Here is a 22890-nt window from a genome sequence, read left to right as displayed (position 1 = left end):
ATTTCTCCAAGTGGTCTGACCACGAACACTACTACTATAATAATCGAAGTGTAGGGAAATTGTCCATTATATTTTCACAACTACATTTTCTTCCCCGACAATTTCACGAAGTGCTCCTAAACATTCTTCACTTGGATGAATCGATAAACTCCGAGATAATTGTACCATTTTATGTTCCTTTTCATAATAAATTAGTACTTTCGCAAAACCTGAATAGTCGAACAATATTTTCGTAACCTGATTTAAAAGCTTTTTCTCATACTGAGATGGCAATTTCACGTAAACAGATGCGTCTTTCTTTTCTTCATAAACATCCATTTCCTCTAGCGGATATAGTCCATTTACAATCCATTGCAGCTTATGATTTCTTAGCTCAATCGTACCGTCAACTAAAACAATTGCTCCTTCTTGCAACTTATCCGAGAAATGTATATACGTTTCCGGGAAGAGGACCGCTTCCATTTCATCATTTTGATCACAGAATGTAATAAATGCCATCTTTTGAAACTTTTTCGTACGAATCACTCTCACACTTGTTATATACACAATCGCTCTTTGTACTTTTTTCTTGTTTCGCATCGCCTGAGCGAGAGATGGAATTTCTAATTCTTTTGCTAACTTCACATACTGCGCTGTTGGATAACTTGATAAATAAAAGCCAAGTGCTTCCTTCTCTTTATTTAGTTGTTCAATAAAAGATAACTCTTCTCCTTGTACATATTTCGATTTTGGAACAGCATCTCCTAAATCACGTGCGAGATTCGCGTACTCTAACGCCCCTTTAATACTTTTCCATAAATTCGTTCTCGAAACACCAAAATCGTCAAAACATCCCGACCAGACGAAAGCTTCTAAATTACGCTCCGTTACGAACTTTGACGGCATACGGAGACAAAACTCAAATAAATCTTCGAACATTTTTTTCTCTCGTTCTTCTAATAATGCCGTCACTGTAGCCATTCCAATATTTCGGATCGAAAGTAAACTGTAACGTATCGCATTCCCTTCTATTTGGAAGTTGTAACCACTCCTCTGAAGAGACGGCGGCAAAACGTGAAAACCTTTCCGCTTCGTTTCTCGTATATACTGTACAATCTTATCTTCATTTCCAATTGCGCTTGATAATAATGCCGTCATAAATTCCAGCGTATAATTCGCTTTCAAATAGGCAAGCTGATATCCAATCATACTGTAAGCTACAGCGTGACTTCGGTTAAAACCGTAATTCGCAAATCTTACAATTAAATCATAAATTTTCTCTGCGGATGTCTCATCGTATCCATTTCGCAAACATCCTTGGACGAAATGCTTACGTTCCTGATCTAAAATATCACGATTTTTTTTACTCACCGCACGGCGCAGTAAATCTGCTTCACCAAGCGAAAAACCTGCTAACTTCGATGCAATTTGCATAATTTGTTCTTGGTATACAATGACGCCGTATGTTCTTTCTAAAATTGGCTTTAAATCCGGATGTAAATATTCAATTTTTCTTTTTCCATGTTTCGATTCAATAAAAGTCGGTATCTGTTCCATCGGTCCTGGTCTGTATAACGAGTTAACAGCTACGATATCTTCAAACTCATTCGGTTTTAACCCGCGAAGTACATTTCGCATACCACCTGACTCAAGCTGGAATACACCTGTTGTATCCCCTCTCCCTAATAATTGGAACGTCTTTTCATCTTGAAGAGGTAAGTTTCTTATATCGATTTCTTTCCCTGTTTTGTTCGCGATAAATTTTATAATATTTTCAAGTAACGTTAAATTACGTAATCCTAAAAAGTCCATCTTAAGCAACCCAAGTTCTTCTAGCGCATCGGCTGGATATTGCGTAACATAAACATCGTTATGTCCTTCTTGAATTGCTACACTGCCTGTTAGCGGTTCTTGACTCATAATAACACCAGCCGCATGAATAGACGTATGACGTGGTAAACCTTCTACACGTTTTGCGATTTCAAACACACGCTCATGTAGAAGATTCCCTTGTATAAACTCACGAAGTGATTGTGATTCTTCATATGCATCTTTTAACGTTATACCGAGCTTTGATGGGATAAGTTTTGAAAATATATCAATATCTCGCGGCGGAAGCCCCATTACGCGGGCAATGTCTCTAATTGCCGCTTTTGCTGCAAGCGTACCAAACGTTACAATTTGCGCAACACGGAGCTGACCGTATTTATCTTTCACATAGCGAATCATCTCATCACGTCTTACGTCTGGAAAATCAATATCAATATCAGGAAGCGTCACACGTTCAGGATTTAAAAACCTTTCAAATAATAGATCGTATTCAATTGGATCAATATCTGTAATTTCTAATACGTATGAAACGAGTGAACCAGCTGCCGATCCACGACCTGGTCCTGTTAGAATATGATTTTCATGTGCATACTTCATAAAATCCCATACGATGAGGAAATAATCACTAAATCCCATACGAGAAATAACATTTAATTCATGATCCAAACGCTTTATATGCACTTCTTTCGGAGCACCATATCGTTTCCGCAAACCTTCTTCACAAACACGACGCAAGTATATATCACTCGTTTCATTAGACGGAACAGGAAACTTCGGAAGTTGATTTACATGGAACGGTATTTCTACTTGGCAACGCTCTGCAATTTTTATTGTATTTTTGATTGCTTCCGGCGCATGGGAAAATAGTGCTTCCATTTCATCCGATGACTTTAAATAATACTGATCTGTTTTCAGCCTCGGCCTATCTGGATCAGTCATTTTCGTTCCACTTTCAACAGATAGTAAACATTCATGAACAAGCGCGTCACTTTGATTGATATAGCGCACATCATTTGTTGCAACGACTGGAATATTAACCCTACTAATAAATTCAGGTAGTTTCTCTTGTAAAAGCAACTCATCTTGAATCGCATGATGCTGCAAACTCATATAAAAATGGCCGAACATATTTTGATATGTGCGAGCTACTTCTTCAGCCTGACTCTCATTGTCTTCTAGTAATAATTGCTCAATTTCGCCATCTTTACCTGGTGAAATTGCAATTAATCCTTTCGCATAATGCGCAAGCCACTTCTTAGGAATACCTTCTTTGGACTTTGTCATAATACTGCTAGAAATCTTTAATAAATTTTGGTAGCCTATTTCATTCTCAGCAAGTAATACAAGCGGATAAGACCTTTCTTCTTCTTCACTAAAAATAGAAGCGGTTAATCCAATAACAGGCTGTATACCATGTTTCTTACATGCTTTATAAAACGGAATAACGCCATACATAACATTTTCATCCGTAATAGCCAGCGATGAAAAACCGAGTTCTTTCGCCCTGACTACAAGCTCATCAATTTTACAAGCACTTTTTAATAAACTAAAAACGGTTTGACATTGTAAATGCACAAACTTCACTGTTGTACCCTCTCTTTACCTATTTGACTACTTTTATTATAGGTGATGAGGAAAGCGGAAATCAAAACATACTTCTTATACTTTGTCCATATATATGAAGAAGAAAGGGGAATGACGATGGATGTAAGAGAACATACTTTTTTCTCTCTGCTTATTATTAGTTATTTTATTGCCTTTGGGGTTATACTTGGCGGTTCATTAATTGGTGGATTTGGTGCGTTTCTTATCGGAAAACCAGCTCTAACTTACATTAATCAATTCGCCCAAAATTTAAGAATTTGGGCACTCGTTGCAGCAATCGGTGGAACATTCGATACCTTTTATAGCTTTGAAAGAAGTTTCTTTGGCGGAGATATGAAAGATATCGTAAAACAAATTCTCCTTATTTTTTTCGCAACTGGTGGTATGCAAACAGGTCTCATTATTATTAAATGGCTAACGCAGGAACATGTATGAGAGTACCAAGTGCCAATACAGCAAAAAGATGGTACTTAGTATTAGCCGGTGCTGCTGTTGGAGGCGTGTTGAGCTGGTTTATTTTTTTGTACATATACGGTGTTTTTCAAGAAGAACAAGCTAGTAAAATAGCAGAACAAAGAGAAATTATAGAAAAACAAGAAGCAAAGCTCCACGTCCTTCTCGAAGATCAAGAAAAATTGAACACTGAAAATAAACGACTCTTAACCATTCAAGAGATTAAAATAAAACTTATCAATCGAGAAAAATACGATTTAGACAATCTTACACTCGAAAATATGACTACATCTATCCATAATGATCTCCAGCATCTTTTAACGAAAAACATTCAAAGTATCGCAAAAAATAAAGACCTGCTAAAAAAGGTAATCGAAAATAAAACGTACAAACATTACGATCGGCTATACCGTTTTAAAGTCGATACAATATCTTTTGATACAGTGCTTGAAATTAGCATAACTATAGAGAAAGAAAAATAAAGAAGGAGGGCTTTAGCGCCGCTCCTTCTTTTCGTTCTAACATATAGTCTCTTATTTACAAATCTCACGTAAATCAGCAAAAAGACGATCCGCTTCTTCCCAAGAAGATGCCTTGGCACCAGAAGCCATCGGATGCCCTCCGCCGTTATATTGCATTGCCAATTTGTTTATAACTGGTCCTTTTGAACGAAGACGAACACGAATTACGTCGTCTTCCTCTAAAAATAGAACCCACGCCTTTAATCCATCAATATTGCCAAGCGCTCCAACAACACCAGATGCTTCAGAAGGAAGTACATCAAACTCTTCTAATACTTCTTTCGTTAATTTAATGTAAGCTGCTCCTTCTTCTACCATCGTAAAGTTTTGTAAAATATAACCGTTTAAACGAGCAATTTTTTCTTTTGTCTTATACATTTCATTGTATAAATCTGTGAATTTCACACCCATGTCAACAAGCTCACTTACGTAACGAAGTGTTTTTGCTGTCGTATTTGGGAATAAGAAACGACCTGTATCTCCAACAATTCCTGCTAAAATAAGGCGGGCTGCTTCTTTTGTTATTTTTAACCCCTTATCTTTTCCATAGTTATAAAACTCATAAATCATTTCACTTGTAGAACTCGCTGTCGTATCTACCCACGTAATATCTCCATATGGATCTTCGTTTGGATGATGATCAATTTTAATTAACATCTTCCCTTTTGTATAGCGTTGATCGTCAACACGTTCTTGATTCGCAGTATCACAAACAATAACAAGCGCATTTTCGTATACACTATCTTCAATATCATCCATTACTCGTAAGTATGCTAGTGACGGTTCATTGTACCCAATCGTATAAATATTTTTCTCTGGAAACGATTCTTGTAGAATTGTACCAAGACCACCCTGTGAACCTAACGCATCTGGATCCGGACGCACGTGGCGATGAATAATAATTGTATCAAATTCTTTAATTGCTCCTAAAATTTGCTCATGCATATGTATAATCTCCTTTTTAATCAACTTCTTCACTTTAACGTGCAGTAAAAGCCCAATGGATGGGGCTAATCATTAGCGCATGGAAACATCCCCACACTAATTAAAGTTTCACTTTATCCTCCATTATAACGGAAAGTATTTCATACATGCGAACAATTGCTTTATAATAAAAGTTAGAAAGTTTAGATATTTCTTTTTCTTTTCTATTATTTTTCACAAAGCGATGGGAGTGTTCATTATGCCAGTATTAGTCTTCTGTATTATCGTCTCATTTATGTTGTACATCTTTTACAAAACAAAATACTTTCGTACAAACCGCCCAATGGAAAAAGGTTGGCTCTCAGGAAAATCCGCAATGGCACTCGGTTCATTCGTTTTATTTTTCGGGATAAACCAATTCTTTTTAGAACTTTCAACCGCTCGTATTATCGTTGGTGTTTTATTCATTCTATTTGGTAGTGCAAGTGTATTTAATGGATTTCGCCAATACAAACATTTCTTGCCATTAGCAGTTAAAGAAGCCGAAGTCTATGAAGCAACATAAAAAAGCATCAATATTGTGATGCTTTTTTACGTCCCCTAACTTTCAAAATCATATATGCAACAAACGCAGATGGTATATTAAATGGGTTACCTTGTACGTGAAAATGTAATTGTTCTTCTCCAAAAGACATTTTTTCATATAGCTCTCGCTGAGATAATCCTGTCTTTTCCTTTTTTTCATGTAAACCTTGTAAGTATAAATATTGGATCGGTATCATTACAAGAAAGTAAAATAGTGCGATACTACAAAAAAAGAGTACGGCTGACGACATAATGCATACCACCTTTCAGAAATCCATTTTCTTACAATATAATCATAACACAATATACGACGGAATTGAATTACTATTCTGTCTTTTATTACGTTACTTTTCCACTCCATCCCATACATATTCCACTAAAACTCCCATCTAAAATCATGCCTTTCAAATGTAAAACAGCAAAAAAGATGGAACAAATCAAAACGATTTGTCCCATCTTTTTATTTATCGATTAACTGAACCATAAGTAATGCTTTTCCAACAACATTACCTTCATGATGCACCTCTACATCGACCTTACCAAATTTACGCCCAATTTCTAATACTTTCGGATGAACGGATACAACATTATCAATTTGAACCGGCTTTACGAAATAAATCGTTAAGTTTTCAACAATTAAATCGCTTTTCTTTTGCGCACGAATGACGCGATTTGTCGCTTCTGTCACAATTGTTGCAAATACACCGTACGATAACGTTCCGATTGAGTTCGTCATTTGTGGCGTCACCGAAAATTGATATAGATGCTCATTCCTCGCTTCTTTTGGCGTCATAAATTGATTCGTTACAATATCATCAATTGTTTCTCCAACTTGTGGCTGACGTTGAATCATTTGCAGTGCCTGAAGTACATCTTGACGGCTAATAATACCTTGCAGCTTATTTCCTTCCTCAACGACAGGAAGTAATTCAATTCCTTCCCACACCATCATACGTGCCGCAGCCGCGACAGACATTTTACCGTTCACTGTAATTGGGTGTTTTGTCATTACTTTATCAATTGGTGTTTCTTTCGCTACACCGATCATATCTTTTGAAGTTACGATTCCTAGCACTTTGTTATTTTCATCGACGATTGGATATCTTCCGTGCATTGTCTCTTCGTTATACGCATGCCATTGCTGTACTGTATCACTCGGCCTTAAATATAACGTTTCTTCAATTGGCGTTAAAATATCTTCAACGAGTACAATTTCTTTCTTAATAAGTTGGTCATAAATTGCACGGTTAATTAACGTTGCAACCGTAAATGTATCGTAGCTACTTGAAATAATCGGCAGCTTTAATTCGTCTGCTAATTTCTTCACATGATCTTCCGTATCAAACCCGCCCGTAATTAATACAGCAGCTCCAGTTTCTAGCGCTAATTCATGTGCATTCGTACGGTTACCAATAATGAGTAAATTCCCAGCTTCTGTATAGCGCATCATCGCTTCTAATTTCATAGCTCCGATTACGAATTTATTTAATGTTTTATGTAGTCCTTCTCTGCCCCCAAGTACTTGACCATCGACAATGTTAACGACTTCTGCATATGTCAGTTTTTCGATATTTTCTTTCTTCTTTTGTTCAATTCGAATTGTTCCGACACGTTCAATTGTACTAACATATCCTTTATTTTCTGCATCTTTAATTGCACGGTAAGCGGTCCCTTCACTTACACTCAAATCTTTCGCAATTTGTCTTACAGAAATTTTATGGCCTACTGGCAGGCTATTAATATGTTCTAAAATTTGGTTATGCTTGGTAGCCAAATGGTTTCACCATACTTTCTTTTCCCTAAATTCTTCATGTGTTGTACTTTTAGTATACTATATTTTCAAAACTGTTACACTCTCTCTTTGCATACCTGTACTATTTTTTTTATAACAAAATGACTCTTACATTCCACCAGTCATTCTATTACAACAATGTAATGCTATCGTCATCTCATTCGATAGTTCGTACACTTGATTACCTATACAATTAAGACAAGAAATAAAACAAAGGAGCGAACACATGATGAAAAAATTTTTAGAGGTTGTAGGTGCTGTATTTTTAGCTTTCGTAGATGGGAAAAAGGTTGCAATAGAATTGAATGAAACACCTGAACAACCACTTACCAAAAGAAAAGAATCACCAAAACAAATACAAGCATTAAAAGCTGTCCTACACACGTAAAAAACCCTTCACTTTTCTTTTCAAATGAAGGGTTTCTTTTCTATAGTGTAATACTTTCTCCAGCTTCTAATACTTTCCCTGTACAATTTTGTAGCTTTTCTACAAATTGATATGGATCTTGTTCAATAACTGGGAACGTATTGTAATGCATCGGTACAACAGTTTTCGCATTAATCCATTTTGCCGCTAGTACAGCATCTTCTGGTCCCATTGTGAAATTATCACCAATTGGTAAAAATGCTAGATCAACTTTATTTAATTCCCCAATTAACTTCATGTCAGAGAATAGTGCAGTATCTCCTGCGTGGTATACAGTTTTCTCTTCTGCTGTAAATAAAATACCTGCTGGCATACCTGTATATGTAATCGTCTTATTTTCTTCATCAATATAACTAGAGCCGTGGAATGCTTGTGTAAACTTCACTTTTCCGAAGTCAAATTCATGTGAACCACCAATATGCATCGGGTGTGTATTTACACCTTGCCAACTTAAAAATGTTGCTAATTCAAATGGCGCTACAACAACTGCATTATTTTTCTTCGCAAGCTCTACTGTATCTCCAACATGATCACCGTGTCCATGCGATAAAAGAATTGCATCCACTTTTACATCTTCAGCTTTTAAATCTGTTTTCGGATTACCTGTTAAAAACGGGTCAATTAAAATAACTTTTCCATTCGCCTCAATTTTCACAACTGAATGTCCATGATAAGATACTTTCATTATTACATTCCTCCCCTATTCACATTCTCACTTTTTATTCTACATGATTTTTGAATCCCCTGTCTTTTCTAACATCTATTTACTTGTCATAACGCTTTCTTCCGAGTTAAAGTTATATTTGTAATTAAATATCTCGGGGGTGCCAATCGATGAATGCTAGATTAGAAAATTTAATGCAATGGCTAAAAGAAAAAAACATAGAAGCTGCGTTCTTAACTTCTACACCGAACGTTTTCTACATGACAAACTTCCACTGTGAACCACATGAAAGATTACTTGGTATGTTTGTATTCCAAGAAAAAGAACCTATTTTAATTTGTCCTAAAATGGAAGAAGGTCAAGCTCGTAACGCTGGCTGGGCACATGAAATTATCGGATTCACTGACACTGATCGACCATGGGATATGATTGCAAAAGCAATTAAAGACCGCGGCATCAATGCAAATGCAGTTGCAATTGAAAAAGAACATTTAAACGTAGAACGCTACGAAGAATTAACAAAACTATTCCCAAATGCAGCTTTCAAATCAGCTGAAGAGAAAGTTCGTGAACTTCGTTTAATTAAAGATGAAAAAGAGCTTTCTATTTTACGCGAAGCAGCTAAAATGGCGGACTATGCTGTTGAAGTTGGTGTAAATGCAATTAAAGAAAACCGCAGCGAGCTAGAAGTATTAGCAATTATTGAACACGAATTAAAAACAAAAGGCATACATAAAATGTCATTTGATACGATGGTATTAGCAGGTGCGAACTCAGCTCTTCCACACGGTATTCCTGGCGCAAACAAAATGAAACGCGGCGATTTCGTACTATTTGATTTAGGCGTAATCATTGATGGTTATTGCTCTGATATTACACGTACAGTGGCATTCGGTGGGATTTCTGAAGAGCAAACTCGTATTTACAACACTGTACTTGCTGGACAACTACAAGCAGTTGAAGCATGTAAACCAGGTGTTACACTTGGCGCAATCGACAATGCTGCTCGTTCTGTTATCGCAGATGCAGGTTACGGTGACTTCTTCCCGCACCGCCTTGGTCACGGACTTGGAATTAGCGTACACGAATATCCAGATGTAAAAGCTAGTAACGAGTCTCCATTAAAAGAAGGTATGGTCTTCACAATCGAGCCAGGTATTTACGTACCAAACGTAGGTGGCGTTCGTATTGAAGATGATATTTACATCACAAAAGACGGATCAGAAATTTTAACGAAGTTCCCGAAAGAATTACAATTTGTAAAATAAGAAAAAAGGCAGCTTGGTTGCTGCCTTTTTCTATTTCTCTACTATTTCAAATTTCTCTACAATCATTTTTGCTGGATAACTTTCAAGCATTTGAGAAGACCATAATTTTATTTTATCCCCTGTTTTTAATTGATTATATGCACGTTTATCCTTAAAGCTCAAAACTATATGTGATGGATACTCTTTATTCATTTGTTGTTCTATATAATTTTGTAACTCTATTTTTGTTTCAAACGTTTTATCACTGACGAAAAATACCGTGTCATTTCTTACTATGACATACCCTTCTTCAGGTACTTTTTTTACCTCTACTTGTTTTGTAGTGCACGCTGATAATATGATTAGAAATACATTTATAAACATTAATTTTTTCATATGCCTATTCATTTTTAACTCCTTACTCTAGGCTATTTCAAATTTAACACCATCTTCTCCTCATACTTATCATCCCATTTAATCACAACCTCTATCGGTTCATCTTTAGATAAAGGCGCACAACTTACACAAGATGATTTCATTTCAATCTTTGCTCCTTTATGACTTTCTGACGTTTGTGTCATTGTGCTAAAGGCTCCATTAATAGCAATCTCTAAATTTTTAAATTCTGTATTCCCATCTCCGCCTTTGTACTGAAACGTAAACACTCCATCTTCACTGTCGTCCTTAATATGGCCCTTATATTGTCCCGTCCAACTTTTGCTCTCGCTAGAAAAAGTAACATACCAAATCGAACAACTCCCTAAAAAGAAAATACTAATGAAAAAGAATAATGCTCTCTTCATCATGCCCCTCCATTCAAAAGCATTTATTTATTGTCTATTTCTTCCTCTTATTATACTATCAAAATACAGAATTTTCTAAAATAGGAGGTTTATATGTTACAACAACAGTTAGAAGAAATTTGTAATAATAATTACGTAATCAATAATGTCCTCAATATCGATCCTTTAAGTTCCAGTATGCTGGAGCATATTGGGGATACTGATAGTTATTTAAGAGATAAACTTATCTACTCTACTTTTTATCACCTAATCAAGAAGGACTATATTTCACACACACACTTACAGAAACTATTATCAGAAAGCATCAGTGACAAATATTTATTGTATAAAATTCATTCGGATGACGAAGATGCGGTATTTACCCGCGCCTTTACAACATTATTAATTACACTCATTATTGATGCCGATACAAACCATAATTTCTTATCACAGGCTGATCTTTTACATGTAAAAGATCAATTAGTTCTATATATGAACAACGAGCATGATTTCCGCGGATATGTGCAAGACCACGGCTGGGCACATAGTATCGCTCACGCTTCTGATACATTTGAGGCGCTTATTCGTAGTCCTAAACTGGAAACTTTATATTACGAGGAAATATTACAAACTTTATTAAACAAAGTTTGCGTCCATTCTATTTACTACAAATATGAGGAAGATGAACGTCTCGTTTATCCGATTGTCGCAATGCTCCAAAGTGGTCTAAAAGAAGAAGTACTCATATTAGCCCTTCATGATTTAGTAGCTCAATTACCCGTCAAAAAACAAACATTACATATTGAATCGTACGAGTATCTATACGGAAATATAAAATCTTTCTTACGTAGCTTATTTTTCAGATTACGTACAATGTCTATATGTAAAGAAACTGAATGCGAAATTGAAAAATTGCTACAAGAACTTCGAAAATATTATTAAAAAAAGAAGGCCACTTAGAAAGTGCCTTCTTCTATTTCACTAATATTTAATTGAAATTTCACGATCCAAACTGAGAAAAGGTGGACAAGAAGCGCAAACGCCATACATGCTCCGCTTAAAAAAGTTAGTATAGGATGCGAATACACGTGCCCTAATCCATAGGATATCGCCACGAAAAACATTGTTATGTAAATATAAATTGCTCCATGTATTTGCCTCATATAAACCTCCTTTTCACATAGTATACCATAAATTTTCTGATTATTCACATTAATAGACTGTAATTAATATTTCTCAACTGTTACACCTCTTACAGCAGCCTTAATATACGGTGACCCTTGTAAACTTTGTAAATCCTCTGTTTTCCCTGTTACGACTACACCGTATATTGGTAAGTCTTTTGGTTTGGTGTTTTTTTATTTCTTTATAGTTTATCCTAAAATATTCTCGATATCCCTCTTTATTTTCACTTAAAGATATCCAAATGCAGCTTTTATAAATTTTTTCATAATAAAAAGCACATCTATTTTGATGCGCTCTTCACATATATTCTAGTAAAATATGAATCATTTTTTTCAAACAAAGACTTCCACTCCTCTCTCCCCATACTACCGTTATGACTTAGTTGCCATAATAATTGAACGAGGATAAAACCCCAGCTTTTCATAAAACGATACAGCTTCATTTCCGTATACTACTGTTAATTCAATTTCATCTATCTTCTTTTCTTTAAACCATTCCACTGCACCATTCATTAATTTCAAACCAAATCCGTTTCTTCGGTATTTTTCATCGACAAATAAAACTTCAACCTTCCCGCTTACGCTTTTACTATACGCTATACAAAATCCTAATATATTATCTGTTTCTGATTCAATCAATAATTCAATTCTATATTCTCCGTACTTTGAGTTCTTTTTATAATTTTCAATACGTTCCTCAAATGTCATTCTTGGATAATCGCCAGAAAAATATTTTGATTTATTATTATGATATTCATGCAATTTATTTAAGGATTCTCTTATTATCTCTATTTCATCGAGAGTGATATATTTATTACTAATTTTCATCCTACAGCATCTCCAATAATATATATTCCAACAAAAAAGAAGACCATTTTACGGTTATAAAATAACAATCTATTATTTCATCGCTTCCTTCACAACATCTTGAATCATAACAACTTCTGTTTTCATATCAACAGATGGTGCTTCTTCATCAATACATTCATACCAAAACGCTAAATGCTTTTTATCAATTTCATGATGCGAATTTTCGACAAAAATACCACCTTTTCCTTGCACAGAATACCAATATAAGTACTCTTCTCCATCTCTTATTTCCCGGAAAATTGTCTCAACGTACATTTTTTCGTCGTTTAGTGTCAACAGCACTTCTTTCATATTGTCATTCAGAAGCTGCATCCATTCATCTACACGACGACTTTTACCTTGTTTCACTTTGAATCTCGTTAACTCCACATTCATTTTTATTCCCCCGTTTTCTTACGTACAAGCAATCTATATTCTATTGGATGATAAAAACTTAATTTACTAGCTAATTTTTGCGAAGGAATATTGTCTACATAACAATCCCAGCACGGTGTAATATTATTTTTCATACAATGTTCAATGAACCGCATTGCAACAGCTTGGGCTAATCCTTTCCCTTGATATGCTTCATGCGTTACAATATCAATTTCAGCAAATCCATTCCCGTTAAATATCGAAACACATTCCGCTACAATTATCCCATCTTGTTCTATACAGAATCCAAAGCCATTATTTAAAAACACTTTAGTTGATCCCCAATATTCTTTATAATATTCCTCTGTAAATTCATTGCTTTGTGCTATATCTTTTCTATCAATACGCTTCACTTCATATGTATTTATGTTACAATCTTGTTTTTTCTCTTCAAAGGTTATGCTTTGAAATTTCATTCGCGGAATGTTCCGAAGTATATTACTAAATCGCCCTTCTATCATCATTTCCCACTCTTCACTTGAAGTAAAGAGTGTAAATCTCTTCTCTGTTTTTTCAATAGCCATTTTTAAATATGCAAATAAATTTTCGTTATACTTGTGATCATCCGTATCACCAAATAAATAATAGATACCGTTACCTGTAATAATTAATCCTGCTGTTAACTGCCCGTTTGTAAAAACTTCACCATCTATCATTTGATCACATACCGCATAAGCAAACGTCGTCGTTTTTGTATGACTTTCTAAAATCGGAAGGATTTTTCTATACTCGGCTACAGATAATTTTTTCATAATTGCTCCACTATAATTGTATCCGCCTCTATATTTTCAAAACAAAGATTTACCGTTCTCTTTAATGCTCTCGTTCTATGAATCGTACATGCTGGAATTAAAATAGAATCATTTGGCTTTAATACCGCTGTTTCTCCATCCTCAAAATCAATAAGTAATTCTCCCTCTAATACAATGAATAATTCATCCGAATTAGAATGATAGTGCCAATCATATTCACCAGTAAATACAGCGATTCGTAAGCAATGACTATTTACATTTGAAACGACGAAGTTTTTATGTTGATCTTGAATGTCCTTTGTTAATTCTATTAAGTTCACAGTTTCCATCTTTCGTCTCATCCTTTCATTAGTCGTTCTTCTGAAAAACTAGCTTAGTCTCCACCACCTCCGCAATCTCCCCCACCATCACTTGAGCTGCTACAATCATTGCTACTGTAGTCACCGAATCCACTTGATGAACTTGAAGCATATGAAGATTTTTTTCTCATTTTTCTTTGCTTATCTTTCTTACTTTCATGACTAGGCCATACTGTAGCAAAGAGTATAACGAATAAGGCTAATTCTATTACGACAAGTGTAACTTCTAGAATGCTCTCAATAATATTGGGGGTTATCTCAAAACTGTACAACACTCCAAATGAATACATACACAAAATCACATACAGAGCCATACAAATATACCGAAATGTTTTCTCTATCATAATGACCACTTTTTTGAAAGAGGTATGTTCTGTTCCTGTTTTTTCTTTATATACTTTTGTCTTTTAGCTTGCTTTTTCTTCCTCTTTTTGCTCCCCATTGAACCCCCTCTTTTTGTTATATAATTCTAAATTATCATAATGAAAATCAATTTACACCAATAAATAACAATTATTCACATGTTATTTCTCCATAAAAAAAGACCCTCCTCATAAAGGAAGGTCTTGAATTTGTCTCTATTATGATAAAGCAGGAGCTTTTTCAAGAAGCTCTTTCGCATCAGCGTATTGTAAGCCGTGCGCTTCTGCAACTGCTTCGAATGTTACATATCCGTCTAATGTGTTAATACCTTTTAATAATGCAGTGTTGCCTAGGCAAGCATCTTTGTAGCCTTTGTTCGCAATTTGCACTGCATATGGTACTGTTACGTTTGTTAATGCAAGAGTTGACGTACGTGGAACCGCACCTGGCATATTAGCAACTGCATAATGAACAACGCCGTGTTTTTCGTAAGTTGGGTTATCATGAGTTGTAATACGATCAGTTGTTTCGAAAATACCACCTTGGTCAATCGCGATATCTACAACGACAGAACCTGGTTCCATTGATTGAATCATTTCTTCAGTTACAAGTTTTGGCGCTTTTGCACCTGGAATTAATACTGCACCAATAACAAGGTCAGATTCTTTTACAGCTTCTGCAATGTTGTATGGATTAGACATTAATGTTTTTACTTGGTTACCGAAAATGTCATCTAGTTGACGAAGACGTTCTGCGCTTAAGTCGATGATTGTTACATCTGCACCTAAACCTACTGCAATCTTCGCTGCGTTTGTACCAGCTTGACCACCGCCGATAATTGTTACTTTGCCGCGTTTTACCCCTGGAACGCCTGCAAGTAAAATACCTTTACCGCCTTTGTTTTTCTCAAGGAATTGTGCACCGATTTGTGCAGACATACGACCTGCTACTTCACTCATAGGTGCAAGTAATGGTAATGAACGATTATCTAATTGTACTGTTTCGTATGCAATTGATACAACTTTGTTATCAATTAATGCTTTCGTTAATTCTGGTTCTGGAGCTAAGTGTAAGTATGTGAATAAAATTAAACCTTCGCGAAAATAGCCGTATTCACTTGCTACTGGCTCTTTTACCTTCATAACCATATCTTGATTCCATGCTTCTTCAGCAGTTTCAACAAGTTTCGCACCAGCTTGTACGTATTCTTCATCCGTAAAGCCAGACCCTAAACCTGCTCCTTTTTGAACAAAAACTTCATGACCATTTTGCACTAAATGTACTGCTCCCGCTGGCGTCATTGCCACGCGGTTTTCATTGTTTTTAATTTCTGTTGGAATACCGATACGCATTATTAGTTCCCCCTTGAGTTATGAAATGACCCCTGAATCATTTTTTAAAGCGCTTTCTACGCTCTTATATTTTAACATAATATCTCAATATTTGACAAAAAATAATATAAGTTTTCCGATAGATTTAATTTTATATTAAAGGACAGTATTATCCGCACCTATCAGCATAAAGGATAAACTGTCCAATCATTCGAATCTTCACTTTATTTTTCTCTATCGATGTCTATGAATAACATCTACTGCACCAGTTACTTCAATAATTGTACCGGTAATCATATCGGAATCTTCCTCACATAAAAACGAAATCGTTCTTGCGATATCTTCGCCTGTTCCAGATCTACCAATTGGTGTTTTACGTTCTTTCAACTGACGTGCTTCTTGAATTGTCGCTTCTTTCATTTCACCAATAATATCACCAGGGCATACCATATTTGCAGTAATTCCATATTCTGCTTCTTCGTAAGCAACAGTTTTCGTTAATGAAACAAGTCCTACTTTCGCTGCTGCAAAAGCTGAACGATAAATCCATCCCGGTGCACTATCTGCCCCTTGGAATCCGTAATTAATAATACGGCCAAAGTTCTGTTTTCTCATAACCGGAACGACAAGTTTCAACAAATGAAATACCGCTGTTAAATTACCCTGAATCATTTCATTCCATTCATCTTCTTCATAATCGACTAACTTTTTTCGTTCAAATACATATGGACCAGCATTATTAATTAAGAAATCAATTTTGCCAAAACGGCTTATCGCTTCTTCTACCATTTTATGTAAATCTTCCTTTTTCGTGACATCCGCTTGCACGAATTGTAGACGCTCTTCTACGTTTTTATATGTTTCTTTCATCGTTTCCATAGCCGTTATATCGCTATGATATGTTACTGTTACTGAATAGCCTTTAGCCAATAACTTTTCTGTTACTTGCTTTCCTAAACCTTTCGTACCGGCTGTAATGAGCGCATGTCTCACAAAACTGCCCCCTTTTAAATTGCTATACTTCATATGTAACAAGTTCTCGCTCCAATTACAACTAAAATGAATTGAAACAGAGTTTTCAAAATTCTGTAACGTTTCTGGCAAGCACGTTACCAAAATTTGTTTTATAATTAAGTTGTAAACAGTTATAAAACAGATTGGGAGGAATTTACTATGAATAATACATATACAAATATTTTAATCGCGGTGGATGGTTCTAAAGAAGCAGAAAAAGCCTTTAAAAAAGCAATTCAAGTCGCAAAGCGCAATAATGCAACATTAACAATTGCTCATATCGTTGATGTAAAAGCGTACTCAGCAGTAGAGGCTTATAGCCGTGCAATTGCTGAACGTGCAAATCTATTTGCAGAAGACTTATTAGAAGACTACAAAAAAACTGCGCTTGAAGCTGGTCTTGAAAAAATTGAAACTGTATTAGAATTTGGTAACCCTAAATCTAAAATTTCAAAAGAAATCGCTCCAAACCATAAAGTAGATTTAATTATGTGTGGCGCGACTGGTTTAAATGCTGTTGAGCGTTTCCTAATTGGTAGCGTCTCTGAACATATTATTCGCTATGCGAAATGCGATGTCCTTGTTGTTCGTGGTGATGAGGAACAAGGTGAGCTTTAATTTATAGATAAAACACCAAGTCCACATGGGCTTGGTGTTTTTCATTTCACATATTTTACTATAAATACAAGACAAGCTATAACAACAACGGTAATTGCCAATACATAAGGAGGTAAAAACTTCAAAGACCATAATGCCATCATAATCGTCGCAACCATTAAGTACGTTTGCTTTGCACCTTCTGTCATTTTTTTACGAAGAAAGAAAACATATAAATAACCAATTGGCGGCGTAATAAAGCAAAGAACATATATGATTTTTGATTTCAAATACCACTTTTGTTCTCCGAGTTTCTTTATATCTTCTTCTATTCTCTTATGCTCTTGTTCTCTCGCTTCTTCTACAAGCGGATCTTCCCCTTCTCCTCGCTTTTCTTTCATATAAGGAAGAAAGTGCATGAAAAAATAGTATGCAAATACGAATGCTCCAAATCCAATATTTACTCTTTCTAATGGAATATGCTCACTAAAAAAAGCAGCAGTAAGTACTAAAGATAAACAGTACGTCATCATCCAAAATGAACGTTTTCTCTTTTTCCGTTCCATTTCTTTTTTATCTTGTACATATTTTCTTTTCGAAAGCCATATCGAAATGCAGCAATCTACTACAAATAGAATAAAGATAAATATCCCAACGTGTACTGTTTCTACATCCTTAAATGAAAAGATGTTTGGAAATGCAGCGTGTAATACGATTAGCGTGTACAAAATTAATCCTACAAAATAAATACGTCTCATTTTCCATCCCTTTCTTATTTCCTAACATTAGGTTAACATACATTTTTTAGGAATAGACGGACAAAATATATATGTTTAAAAAAGGAGGATGCTATATGGATGATTCTGAACGTATTATTTTAGATGTGAATGGGAAAGAAATTGAAATGTTAGAGACAATCCGTGAACATTTTAAAGAGACACACGGAATTGAACTAAGTAACGGTGCATTACTACGAGATTTAATGGATATTGAGTATATTCGAATTACGGAAGATCGACATAAGTATGATTCATTTTAAGCTGTAAAAATCAAAAAGAAGGTACGCTTTCCTGTACTAAGGTTAGCGTACCTTCTTTCCTATCAATCAACTTCCAACAAACTCTCCAACTAATCCTTTCGCCTTCTCCAAAGCTTTTTCAATTTGCTCAAAACCTGTCCCGCCAGCACTGTTACGACGCTTTACAGCTGCATACGGTGAAAGAACTTCATACAAATCTTCCTCAAATAACGAGCTCATTTCTTTATACGTTTCAAGTGGTACATCTACTAAATAAATTCCTTTTTGTGTGCAGTGTAGCACTAGCTTCCCAACAATTTCATGAGCTTGACGAAACGGTAGTCCTTTACTTGCTAAGTAGTCAGCAATTTCTGTTGCGTTAGAGAAATCTTGCGTTACAGCTTGCCCCATTTTTTCTTTGTTGACAGTCATCGTTTCTAACATACCTGCCATAATATGAAGGCAGCCTTCTACTGTTTTTACTGTATCAAACATTCCTTCTTTATCTTCTTGCAAATCTTTATTGTAAGCGAGCGGTAATCCTTTCATGACTGTAAGTAAACTAAATAAATTACCGTACACTCTACCTGTTTTACCACGAATAAGTTCCGCCATATCTGGATTTTTCTTTTGCGGCATAATGCTGCTTCCCGTTGCGTATTGATCGCTCATTTCAATAAATTGAAACTCTTGGCTACTCCATAAAATAAGTTCTTCGCAAAAGCGTGATAAGTGCATCATAAGCATAGATGAGTTACTGAGGAACTCCAGTATGAAATCACGATCGCTTACTGCATCTAAACTATTTTCATAGATTCCATTAAATCCAAGAAGCTCCGCACTATATTCTCTGTCAATCGGGAATGTTGTCCCTGCTAACGCTCCTGCCCCTAACGGCGAAATATTAATACGCTTTAACGAATCTTCATAACGATTCACATCACGCTCTAACATCCAAAAATAAGCGAGAATATGATGAGCAAATGAAATCGGCTGAGCACGCTGCAAATGCGTATAGCCAGGCATAATCGTTTCAATATTATTTTCTGCTTGATGAACAAGAACCGTCTGCAATTGTTTTGTAGCTTTTATAATATGTTCTACTTTTTCTTTTAAATATAAGTGCATATCTGTCGCTACTTGATCATTACGGCTTCGGCCAGTATGAAGTTTCCCTCCCACTTCACCGATTTTTTCAATTAACATCTTTTCGATATTTAAATGAATGTCTTCCGCTTCAACTGAAAAATGCAATTTATTTTGTTTCGCTTCTTCTAATAAATATTGAAGACCTATCTTTATTTTCTCGGCTTCCTCTTTCGTAACGATGCCTTGCTTTGCTAGCATCGTTACGTGTGCAATACTTCCGTTTATATCTTGATTTACTAATTGTTGATCGAAGGAGATGGATGCTCCGAACTCTTCAACCCATGCTTCCGCTTCTTCTGTAAAACGTCCGCCCCAAAGTTTGCTCACGCTTCCACCTTCTTTTGATTCACTTGGCTGTATACTTTCGTCGGTAAACCGAATAATGAAATGAATCCAACTGCTGCATCATGATTAAATTCATCTTGAGCAGTATATGTTGCTAATTTTTCATCGTATAAAGAGTATTCAGATTTACGTCCTTCTACAATCGCATGACCTTTAAATAATTTCACACGCACTGTACCTGTTACATTCTTTTGCGTTTCTTGTAAAAATGCATGAAGCGCTTGTTTTAAAGGCGAGAACCATAAACCATTATAAATAAGTTCTGTTATTTTCTGTTCAATCACTGGTTTAAAATGCGCTACTTCTTTTACGTGTGTTAAATCTTCCAACTCTTTATGCGCAGTAATTAACGTCATTGCTGCTGGGCATTCGTATACTTCACGAGATTTAATACCGACAAGACGATTTTCTACGTGATCAATACGTCCAACGCCATGTTTTCCAGCAAGTGCATTTAGCGTTTTAATTAATTCTGCAAGTGAATATGCAGTACCATTTAAAGTCGTCGGTACGCCTGCTTCAAATCCGATTTCTACAAACTCTGGTTTATTCGGTGTATCTTCTAATGCCAGTGTCATCTCATATGCATCTTCTGGCGGTGCTGCCCATGGATCTTCTAAAATTCCACATTCGTTGCTGCGTCCCCATAAGTTTTGATCGATTGAAAATGGGCTATCTAAATTAATCGGAATTGGTACATCGTTTTCTTTTGCATAGGCAATTTCTTCTTCACGTGACCACTTCCATTCACGTACAGGTGCAATCACTTCTAAGTAAGGATTTAATGCTTGAATAGAAACTTCAAAACGAACTTGATCATTTCCTTTCCCTGTACATCCATGTGCAACTGCAGTCGCTCCTTCTTGCTCTGCAATTTCTACTAATTTCTTCGCGATAAGTGGGCGTGATAGCGCCGAAACAAGAGGATATTTCCCTTCGTATAATGTGTGTGCTTGCATCGCCATCAATGCATATTCGTTTGCAAATTCTTCTTGAACATCAATCATATATGATTTAATTGCACCTACTGAAAGTGCCTTTTCTTTTACAAATGCTAAGTCTTTGCCTTCCCCTAAGTCTAAACAAAGCGCGATAATATCATAATCCTTCTCTTGTAACCATTTAATTGCAACGGAAGTATCAAGACCTCCGGAATATGCTAATACAACTTTTTTCTTCTCCATTTTGCATCCCCCTAAAGAATAAATATTCATTTTCTTTTATAATAATTCAAACTTTAACACCTTTTACAAAATGTATCAAGAGTCATTTTCAAATTTTTTCAAACAATTCCGTCGAACTTCTTTCTGTTTTTATGTACAATATAAGCAGGAAAACGGGGGTGAACTTATGGAAAAGTATTTCTTTTACGATGAACATCTCGGCATTGAAATTCCGCATTTACAAGAAGATTGGGAAGATATCCCCGAAAAAATGCAACACGCTATTTTATTAAAATGGGAACAAGTTCGCGGGAAAATTCCTGATCGTATAAAAGAACTTGAGCACTATATTAATACAAAACAACATTATTTAAATAACGAAGAAGACTTCGAAGTTTCTTGTAAACTAAATTCAGAAATTGCCGATCTTGCTTCCATCATTAATGACCTTTGGCTTTGGTATCGACTCACTCAAAATGTATCTGAGGGGAAAGCACACCAATGAAAAAAGCATGCCCCTCAATTACTTTGGATCATGCTTTTTTTGTCGTAACATGATTTACAATATATTTCTTGTGCTGTTTTCGCCAAACATACATCGAATGGACCAACTAATATACTTCTTTCTTTCGGCAACTTTACAAAAGCGACGAGTTCTTCTTCATATTGAATTTTTTTCTGACATGAAATACATATTAATTCTTTTCTTTTGAACATTTCTTTTAGCATACCTTCACTCCCCCATCATCTATCTATATTAATATACTCTCATAACAGTTAAGACTTGTAAAAAAATGACACATTCCGAATCGAATGATTCATATACTATGTACAAAAGGAGGTCTAAAGCTTATGCGTGCTTTCGTTATTATCGCTTTAACTTTTTTAAGTGTGATTAGTTGGGATGCGTTTTTTAAAGATAAAAGTGATGAAAAGAATACAACGGAATAAAACCCTTTTTTTCTTACTTATTGGACAAACCGTTACAAACTGTCCAATAAGTAAGAAATAACTTAGGCTTTTCTACAAAAATATTTAAACATAACATTTTTTGTAGATTCCCTCCGTTTATTGTCGGTTTCCATCCGCATACATTTTTTAAAAGTATGATATAATAGTATAAATCTTGAAGGAAGGGATTTTGATATCATGATCGCTCGAAGGAGCATGTGGCATCGTATTGACGAATCATACACGTAGCGTATTTTTCAGCTCAGATACTTTAGTCTAGCGAAAAAAATACGAGAGTGGGGAAATTATGATTGCCCGAAGGATAATTTGGCAAAAAAAAGACTCTTCTTACACATAGCGTTTTGTTTAGGACTTAATTGTTACTAGCTAAACAAAACAAAGAAGAGCAGGATTGCTAAATGACGAATCCTACTCCACGTTTTGTTTAGTCGTTTTAAGACTTAAACTAAAACGAAGGTAGGGAGAATTGATGGACGAGAGGATTATTCGTTATTTCTTCAGCGACATATAGCGTAGTTAGTTTTTTTCGTAAACTAACTGAAAGCTACAT

At 35.5% G+C, this 22890-nt stretch carries 27 protein-coding genes and 2 pseudogenes; 9 read left to right on the top strand and 20 right to left on the bottom strand.

Translation table 11 applies throughout. From position 1 onward, the window contains the following. Positions 1-66: 66 nt before the first annotated feature. Positions 67-3393, bottom strand: coding sequence for a DNA polymerase III subunit alpha (gene dnaE / locus AC0OM3_RS00590; protein WP_000673719.1), 3327 nt, complete (start codon positions 3391-3393; stop codon positions 67-69). 42 nt (positions 3394-3435) lie between these two features. Between dnaE and AC0OM3_RS00585 the strand changes: the two genes are divergently transcribed. After that, entirely contained in the window at positions 3436-3849 is a 414-nt protein-coding gene (locus AC0OM3_RS00585) for a YtrH family sporulation protein (protein WP_002005839.1), read from the top strand. After that, complete coding sequence (ytrI, locus tag AC0OM3_RS00580) at positions 3846-4349, top strand: sporulation membrane protein YtrI (protein ID WP_001265736.1); 504 nt, start codon at positions 3846-3848, stop codon at positions 4347-4349. Before AC0OM3_RS00585 ends, ytrI begins: the two co-directional genes overlap by 4 nt. Before the next feature lie 51 nt (positions 4350-4400). Here ytrI and AC0OM3_RS00575 read toward each other — a convergent pair whose 3' ends face one another. Further along, the gene (locus AC0OM3_RS00575; RefSeq protein ID WP_000545130.1) at positions 4401-5333 is read right to left on the bottom strand and encodes a DHH family phosphoesterase; all 933 of its coding nucleotides are present in this window, start codon (positions 5331-5333) and stop codon (positions 4401-4403) included. A gap of 238 nt (positions 5334-5571) precedes the next feature. On the opposite strand from AC0OM3_RS00575, the gene AC0OM3_RS00570 reads away from it, so the two are divergent. Further along, positions 5572-5877, top strand: a complete 306-nt coding sequence (locus tag AC0OM3_RS00570) for a YtpI family protein (protein WP_001144757.1) — start codon at positions 5572-5574, stop codon at positions 5875-5877. 7 nt (positions 5878-5884) lie between these two features. On the opposite strand, the gene AC0OM3_RS00565 is transcribed toward AC0OM3_RS00570, so the two are convergent. Both AC0OM3_RS00565 and AC0OM3_RS00560 read right to left on the bottom strand, forming a co-directional pair. Further along, positions 5885-6148, bottom strand: coding sequence for a DUF3949 domain-containing protein (locus AC0OM3_RS00565; protein ID WP_000093043.1), 264 nt, complete (start codon positions 6146-6148; stop codon positions 5885-5887). Positions 6149-6357: 209 nt separating this feature from the next. Beyond that, positions 6358-7671: a CBS domain-containing protein gene (locus tag AC0OM3_RS00560; protein ID WP_000201574.1), complete on the bottom strand. Its 1314-nt coding sequence runs from the start codon at positions 7669-7671 to the stop codon at positions 6358-6360. Between the two features lie 244 nt (positions 7672-7915). Between AC0OM3_RS00560 and AC0OM3_RS00555 the strand changes: the two genes are divergently transcribed. Next, positions 7916-8077, top strand: a complete 162-nt coding sequence (locus AC0OM3_RS00555) for a hypothetical protein (RefSeq protein WP_061884660.1) — start codon at positions 7916-7918, stop codon at positions 8075-8077. A 40-nt stretch (positions 8078-8117) separates the two neighbouring features. Here the strand turns inward: AC0OM3_RS00555 and AC0OM3_RS00550 are convergent, their stop codons facing one another. Continuing rightward, positions 8118-8801, bottom strand: coding sequence for a metal-dependent hydrolase (locus AC0OM3_RS00550; RefSeq protein WP_000868924.1), 684 nt, complete (start codon positions 8799-8801; stop codon positions 8118-8120). Positions 8802-8950: 149 nt separating this feature from the next. Between AC0OM3_RS00550 and pepQ the strand changes: the two genes are divergently transcribed. Further along, the gene (gene pepQ, locus AC0OM3_RS00545) at positions 8951-10048 is read left to right on the top strand and encodes a Xaa-Pro dipeptidase (RefSeq protein WP_000994016.1); all 1098 of its coding nucleotides are present in this window, start codon (positions 8951-8953) and stop codon (positions 10046-10048) included. A 30-nt stretch (positions 10049-10078) separates the two neighbouring features. Here pepQ and AC0OM3_RS00540 read toward each other — a convergent pair whose 3' ends face one another. Further along, a complete protein-coding gene (locus AC0OM3_RS00540; protein WP_001079381.1) occupies positions 10079-10435 on the bottom strand; it encodes a DUF3221 domain-containing protein in 357 nt (118 codons plus the stop codon). Positions 10436-10455: 20 nt separating this feature from the next. Further along, positions 10456-10830 (bottom strand): hypothetical protein, encoded by a 375-nt coding sequence (locus AC0OM3_RS00535; protein WP_000816729.1) that lies wholly within the window; start codon positions 10828-10830, stop codon positions 10456-10458. A 93-nt stretch (positions 10831-10923) separates the two neighbouring features. Here AC0OM3_RS00535 and AC0OM3_RS00530 point away from each other — a divergent pair, with 93 nt between their 5' ends. Next, entirely contained in the window at positions 10924-11751 is an 828-nt protein-coding gene (locus AC0OM3_RS00530) for a DUF2785 domain-containing protein (protein ID WP_000941450.1), read from the top strand. A gap of 14 nt (positions 11752-11765) precedes the next feature. Here AC0OM3_RS00530 and AC0OM3_RS00525 read toward each other — a convergent pair whose 3' ends face one another. From AC0OM3_RS00525 to AC0OM3_RS00485, 9 genes and pseudogenes are all read right to left on the bottom strand, one after another. Further along, positions 11766-11972 (bottom strand): hypothetical protein, encoded by a 207-nt coding sequence (locus AC0OM3_RS00525; RefSeq protein WP_001248905.1) that lies wholly within the window; start codon positions 11970-11972, stop codon positions 11766-11768. Between the two features lie 63 nt (positions 11973-12035). Then, positions 12036-12228, bottom strand: a pseudogene (locus AC0OM3_RS00520) (anti sigma factor C-terminal domain-containing protein); the annotation flags it as partial. 137 nt (positions 12229-12365) lie between these two features. After that, the gene (locus AC0OM3_RS00515; protein ID WP_000703676.1) at positions 12366-12821 is read right to left on the bottom strand and encodes a GNAT family N-acetyltransferase; all 456 of its coding nucleotides are present in this window, start codon (positions 12819-12821) and stop codon (positions 12366-12368) included. A 72-nt stretch (positions 12822-12893) separates the two neighbouring features. Next, positions 12894-13238, bottom strand: coding sequence for a DUF6176 family protein (locus AC0OM3_RS00510; protein WP_001100236.1), 345 nt, complete (start codon positions 13236-13238; stop codon positions 12894-12896). 2 nt (positions 13239-13240) lie between these two features. Beyond that, positions 13241-14029: a GNAT family N-acetyltransferase gene (locus tag AC0OM3_RS00505; protein WP_061884663.1), complete on the bottom strand. Its 789-nt coding sequence runs from the start codon at positions 14027-14029 to the stop codon at positions 13241-13243. Then, the gene (locus tag AC0OM3_RS00500; protein WP_000450939.1) at positions 14026-14358 is read right to left on the bottom strand and encodes a cupin domain-containing protein; all 333 of its coding nucleotides are present in this window, start codon (positions 14356-14358) and stop codon (positions 14026-14028) included. The genes AC0OM3_RS00505 and AC0OM3_RS00500 overlap by 4 nt, the downstream gene beginning before the upstream one ends. Before the next feature lie 44 nt (positions 14359-14402). Beyond that, positions 14403-14830 (bottom strand): annotated as a pseudogene (locus AC0OM3_RS00495) (hypothetical protein). A 139-nt stretch (positions 14831-14969) separates the two neighbouring features. Continuing rightward, on the bottom strand, positions 14970-16103 hold the full coding sequence (ald, locus tag AC0OM3_RS00490; protein ID WP_001219405.1) for an alanine dehydrogenase: 1134 nt from the start codon (positions 16101-16103) through the stop codon (positions 14970-14972). Positions 16104-16316: 213 nt separating this feature from the next. Then, positions 16317-17108 carry an SDR family oxidoreductase gene (locus tag AC0OM3_RS00485; RefSeq protein ID WP_033703588.1) on the bottom strand — a complete coding sequence of 264 codons (792 nt, stop codon included), beginning with the start codon at positions 17106-17108 and terminating at the stop codon, positions 16317-16319. A 147-nt stretch (positions 17109-17255) separates the two neighbouring features. Here AC0OM3_RS00485 and AC0OM3_RS00480 point away from each other — a divergent pair, with 147 nt between their 5' ends. Continuing rightward, positions 17256-17714, top strand: a complete 459-nt coding sequence (locus AC0OM3_RS00480; RefSeq protein ID WP_001066673.1) for a universal stress protein — start codon at positions 17256-17258, stop codon at positions 17712-17714. Between the two features lie 41 nt (positions 17715-17755). On the opposite strand, the gene AC0OM3_RS00475 is transcribed toward AC0OM3_RS00480, so the two are convergent. Then, positions 17756-18451: a hypothetical protein gene (locus AC0OM3_RS00475; protein WP_001252920.1), complete on the bottom strand. Its 696-nt coding sequence runs from the start codon at positions 18449-18451 to the stop codon at positions 17756-17758. Positions 18452-18546: 95 nt separating this feature from the next. Between AC0OM3_RS00475 and AC0OM3_RS00470 the strand changes: the two genes are divergently transcribed. Further along, positions 18547-18732 (top strand): hypothetical protein, encoded by a 186-nt coding sequence (locus tag AC0OM3_RS00470; protein ID WP_000342764.1) that lies wholly within the window; start codon positions 18547-18549, stop codon positions 18730-18732. A 66-nt stretch (positions 18733-18798) separates the two neighbouring features. Here the strand turns inward: AC0OM3_RS00470 and argH are convergent, their stop codons facing one another. Together argH and AC0OM3_RS00460 are read right to left on the bottom strand one after the other, a co-directional pair. Then, positions 18799-20187, bottom strand: a complete 1389-nt coding sequence (gene argH / locus AC0OM3_RS00465; RefSeq protein WP_000041258.1) for an argininosuccinate lyase — start codon at positions 20185-20187, stop codon at positions 18799-18801. Continuing rightward, positions 20184-21389, bottom strand: a complete 1206-nt coding sequence (locus AC0OM3_RS00460) for an argininosuccinate synthase (protein WP_000412307.1) — start codon at positions 21387-21389, stop codon at positions 20184-20186. Before AC0OM3_RS00460 ends, argH begins: the two co-directional genes overlap by 4 nt. A gap of 166 nt (positions 21390-21555) precedes the next feature. Here AC0OM3_RS00460 and AC0OM3_RS00455 point away from each other — a divergent pair, with 166 nt between their 5' ends. Beyond that, positions 21556-21873, top strand: a complete 318-nt coding sequence (locus AC0OM3_RS00455) for a hypothetical protein (protein ID WP_000417120.1) — start codon at positions 21556-21558, stop codon at positions 21871-21873. A 14-nt stretch (positions 21874-21887) separates the two neighbouring features. Here the strand turns inward: AC0OM3_RS00455 and AC0OM3_RS00450 are convergent, their stop codons facing one another. Continuing rightward, entirely contained in the window at positions 21888-22097 is a 210-nt protein-coding gene (locus tag AC0OM3_RS00450) for a hypothetical protein (protein WP_474210987.1), read from the bottom strand. Positions 22098-22890: the final 793 nt, after the last annotated feature.

This window comes from Bacillus sp. FAU20 (genome assembly GCF_056033865.1).
The sequence above is the reverse complement of the archived record's forward strand: the minus strand, read 5'-3'. Positions and strand labels throughout refer to the sequence as shown.

Coding starts and splice junctions, on each gene's coding strand:
- AC0OM3_RS00475 (WP_001252920.1), bottom strand. CDS start 18,451: ATGAGACGTATTTATTTTGTAGGATTAATTTTGTACACGCTAATCGTA.
- AC0OM3_RS00480 (WP_001066673.1), top strand. CDS start 17,256: ATGAATAATACATATACAAATATTTTAATCGCGGTGGATGGTTCTAAA.
- AC0OM3_RS00505 (WP_061884663.1), bottom strand. CDS start 14,029: ATGAAAAAATTATCTGTAGCCGAGTATAGAAAAATCCTTCCGATTTTA.
- ald (WP_001219405.1), bottom strand. CDS start 16,103: ATGCGTATCGGTATTCCAACAGAAATTAAAAACAATGAAAACCGCGTG.
- AC0OM3_RS00450 (WP_474210987.1), bottom strand. CDS start 22,097: ATGCTAAAAGAAATGTTCAAAAGAAAAGAATTAATATGTATTTCATGT.
- AC0OM3_RS00525 (WP_001248905.1), bottom strand. CDS start 11,972: ATGAGGCAAATACATGGAGCAATTTATATTTACATAACAATGTTTTTC.
- AC0OM3_RS00550 (WP_000868924.1), bottom strand. CDS start 8,801: ATGAAAGTATCTTATCATGGACATTCAGTTGTGAAAATTGAGGCGAAT.
- AC0OM3_RS00485 (WP_033703588.1), bottom strand. CDS start 17,108: ATGAAGTATAGCAATTTAAAAGGGGGCAGTTTTGTGAGACATGCGCTC.
- AC0OM3_RS00515 (WP_000703676.1), bottom strand. CDS start 12,821: ATGAAAATTAGTAATAAATATATCACTCTCGATGAAATAGAGATAATA.
- AC0OM3_RS00540 (WP_001079381.1), bottom strand. CDS start 10,435: ATGAATAGGCATATGAAAAAATTAATGTTTATAAATGTATTTCTAATC.
- ytrI (WP_001265736.1), top strand. CDS start 3,846: ATGAGAGTACCAAGTGCCAATACAGCAAAAAGATGGTACTTAGTATTA.
- AC0OM3_RS00575 (WP_000545130.1), bottom strand. CDS start 5,333: ATGCATGAGCAAATTTTAGGAGCAATTAAAGAATTTGATACAATTATT.
- AC0OM3_RS00565 (WP_000093043.1), bottom strand. CDS start 6,148: ATGTCGTCAGCCGTACTCTTTTTTTGTAGTATCGCACTATTTTACTTT.
- AC0OM3_RS00460 (WP_000412307.1), bottom strand. CDS start 21,389: ATGGAGAAGAAAAAAGTTGTATTAGCATATTCCGGAGGTCTTGATACT.
- AC0OM3_RS00455 (WP_000417120.1), top strand. CDS start 21,556: ATGGAAAAGTATTTCTTTTACGATGAACATCTCGGCATTGAAATTCCG.
- AC0OM3_RS00570 (WP_001144757.1), top strand. CDS start 5,572: ATGCCAGTATTAGTCTTCTGTATTATCGTCTCATTTATGTTGTACATC.
- AC0OM3_RS00510 (WP_001100236.1), bottom strand. CDS start 13,238: ATGAATGTGGAGTTAACGAGATTCAAAGTGAAACAAGGTAAAAGTCGT.
- AC0OM3_RS00530 (WP_000941450.1), top strand. CDS start 10,924: ATGTTACAACAACAGTTAGAAGAAATTTGTAATAATAATTACGTAATC.
- pepQ (WP_000994016.1), top strand. CDS start 8,951: ATGAATGCTAGATTAGAAAATTTAATGCAATGGCTAAAAGAAAAAAAC.
- AC0OM3_RS00500 (WP_000450939.1), bottom strand. CDS start 14,358: ATGGAAACTGTGAACTTAATAGAATTAACAAAGGACATTCAAGATCAA.
- AC0OM3_RS00535 (WP_000816729.1), bottom strand. CDS start 10,830: ATGAAGAGAGCATTATTCTTTTTCATTAGTATTTTCTTTTTAGGGAGT.
- AC0OM3_RS00470 (WP_000342764.1), top strand. CDS start 18,547: ATGGATGATTCTGAACGTATTATTTTAGATGTGAATGGGAAAGAAATT.
- AC0OM3_RS00555 (WP_061884660.1), top strand. CDS start 7,916: ATGATGAAAAAATTTTTAGAGGTTGTAGGTGCTGTATTTTTAGCTTTC.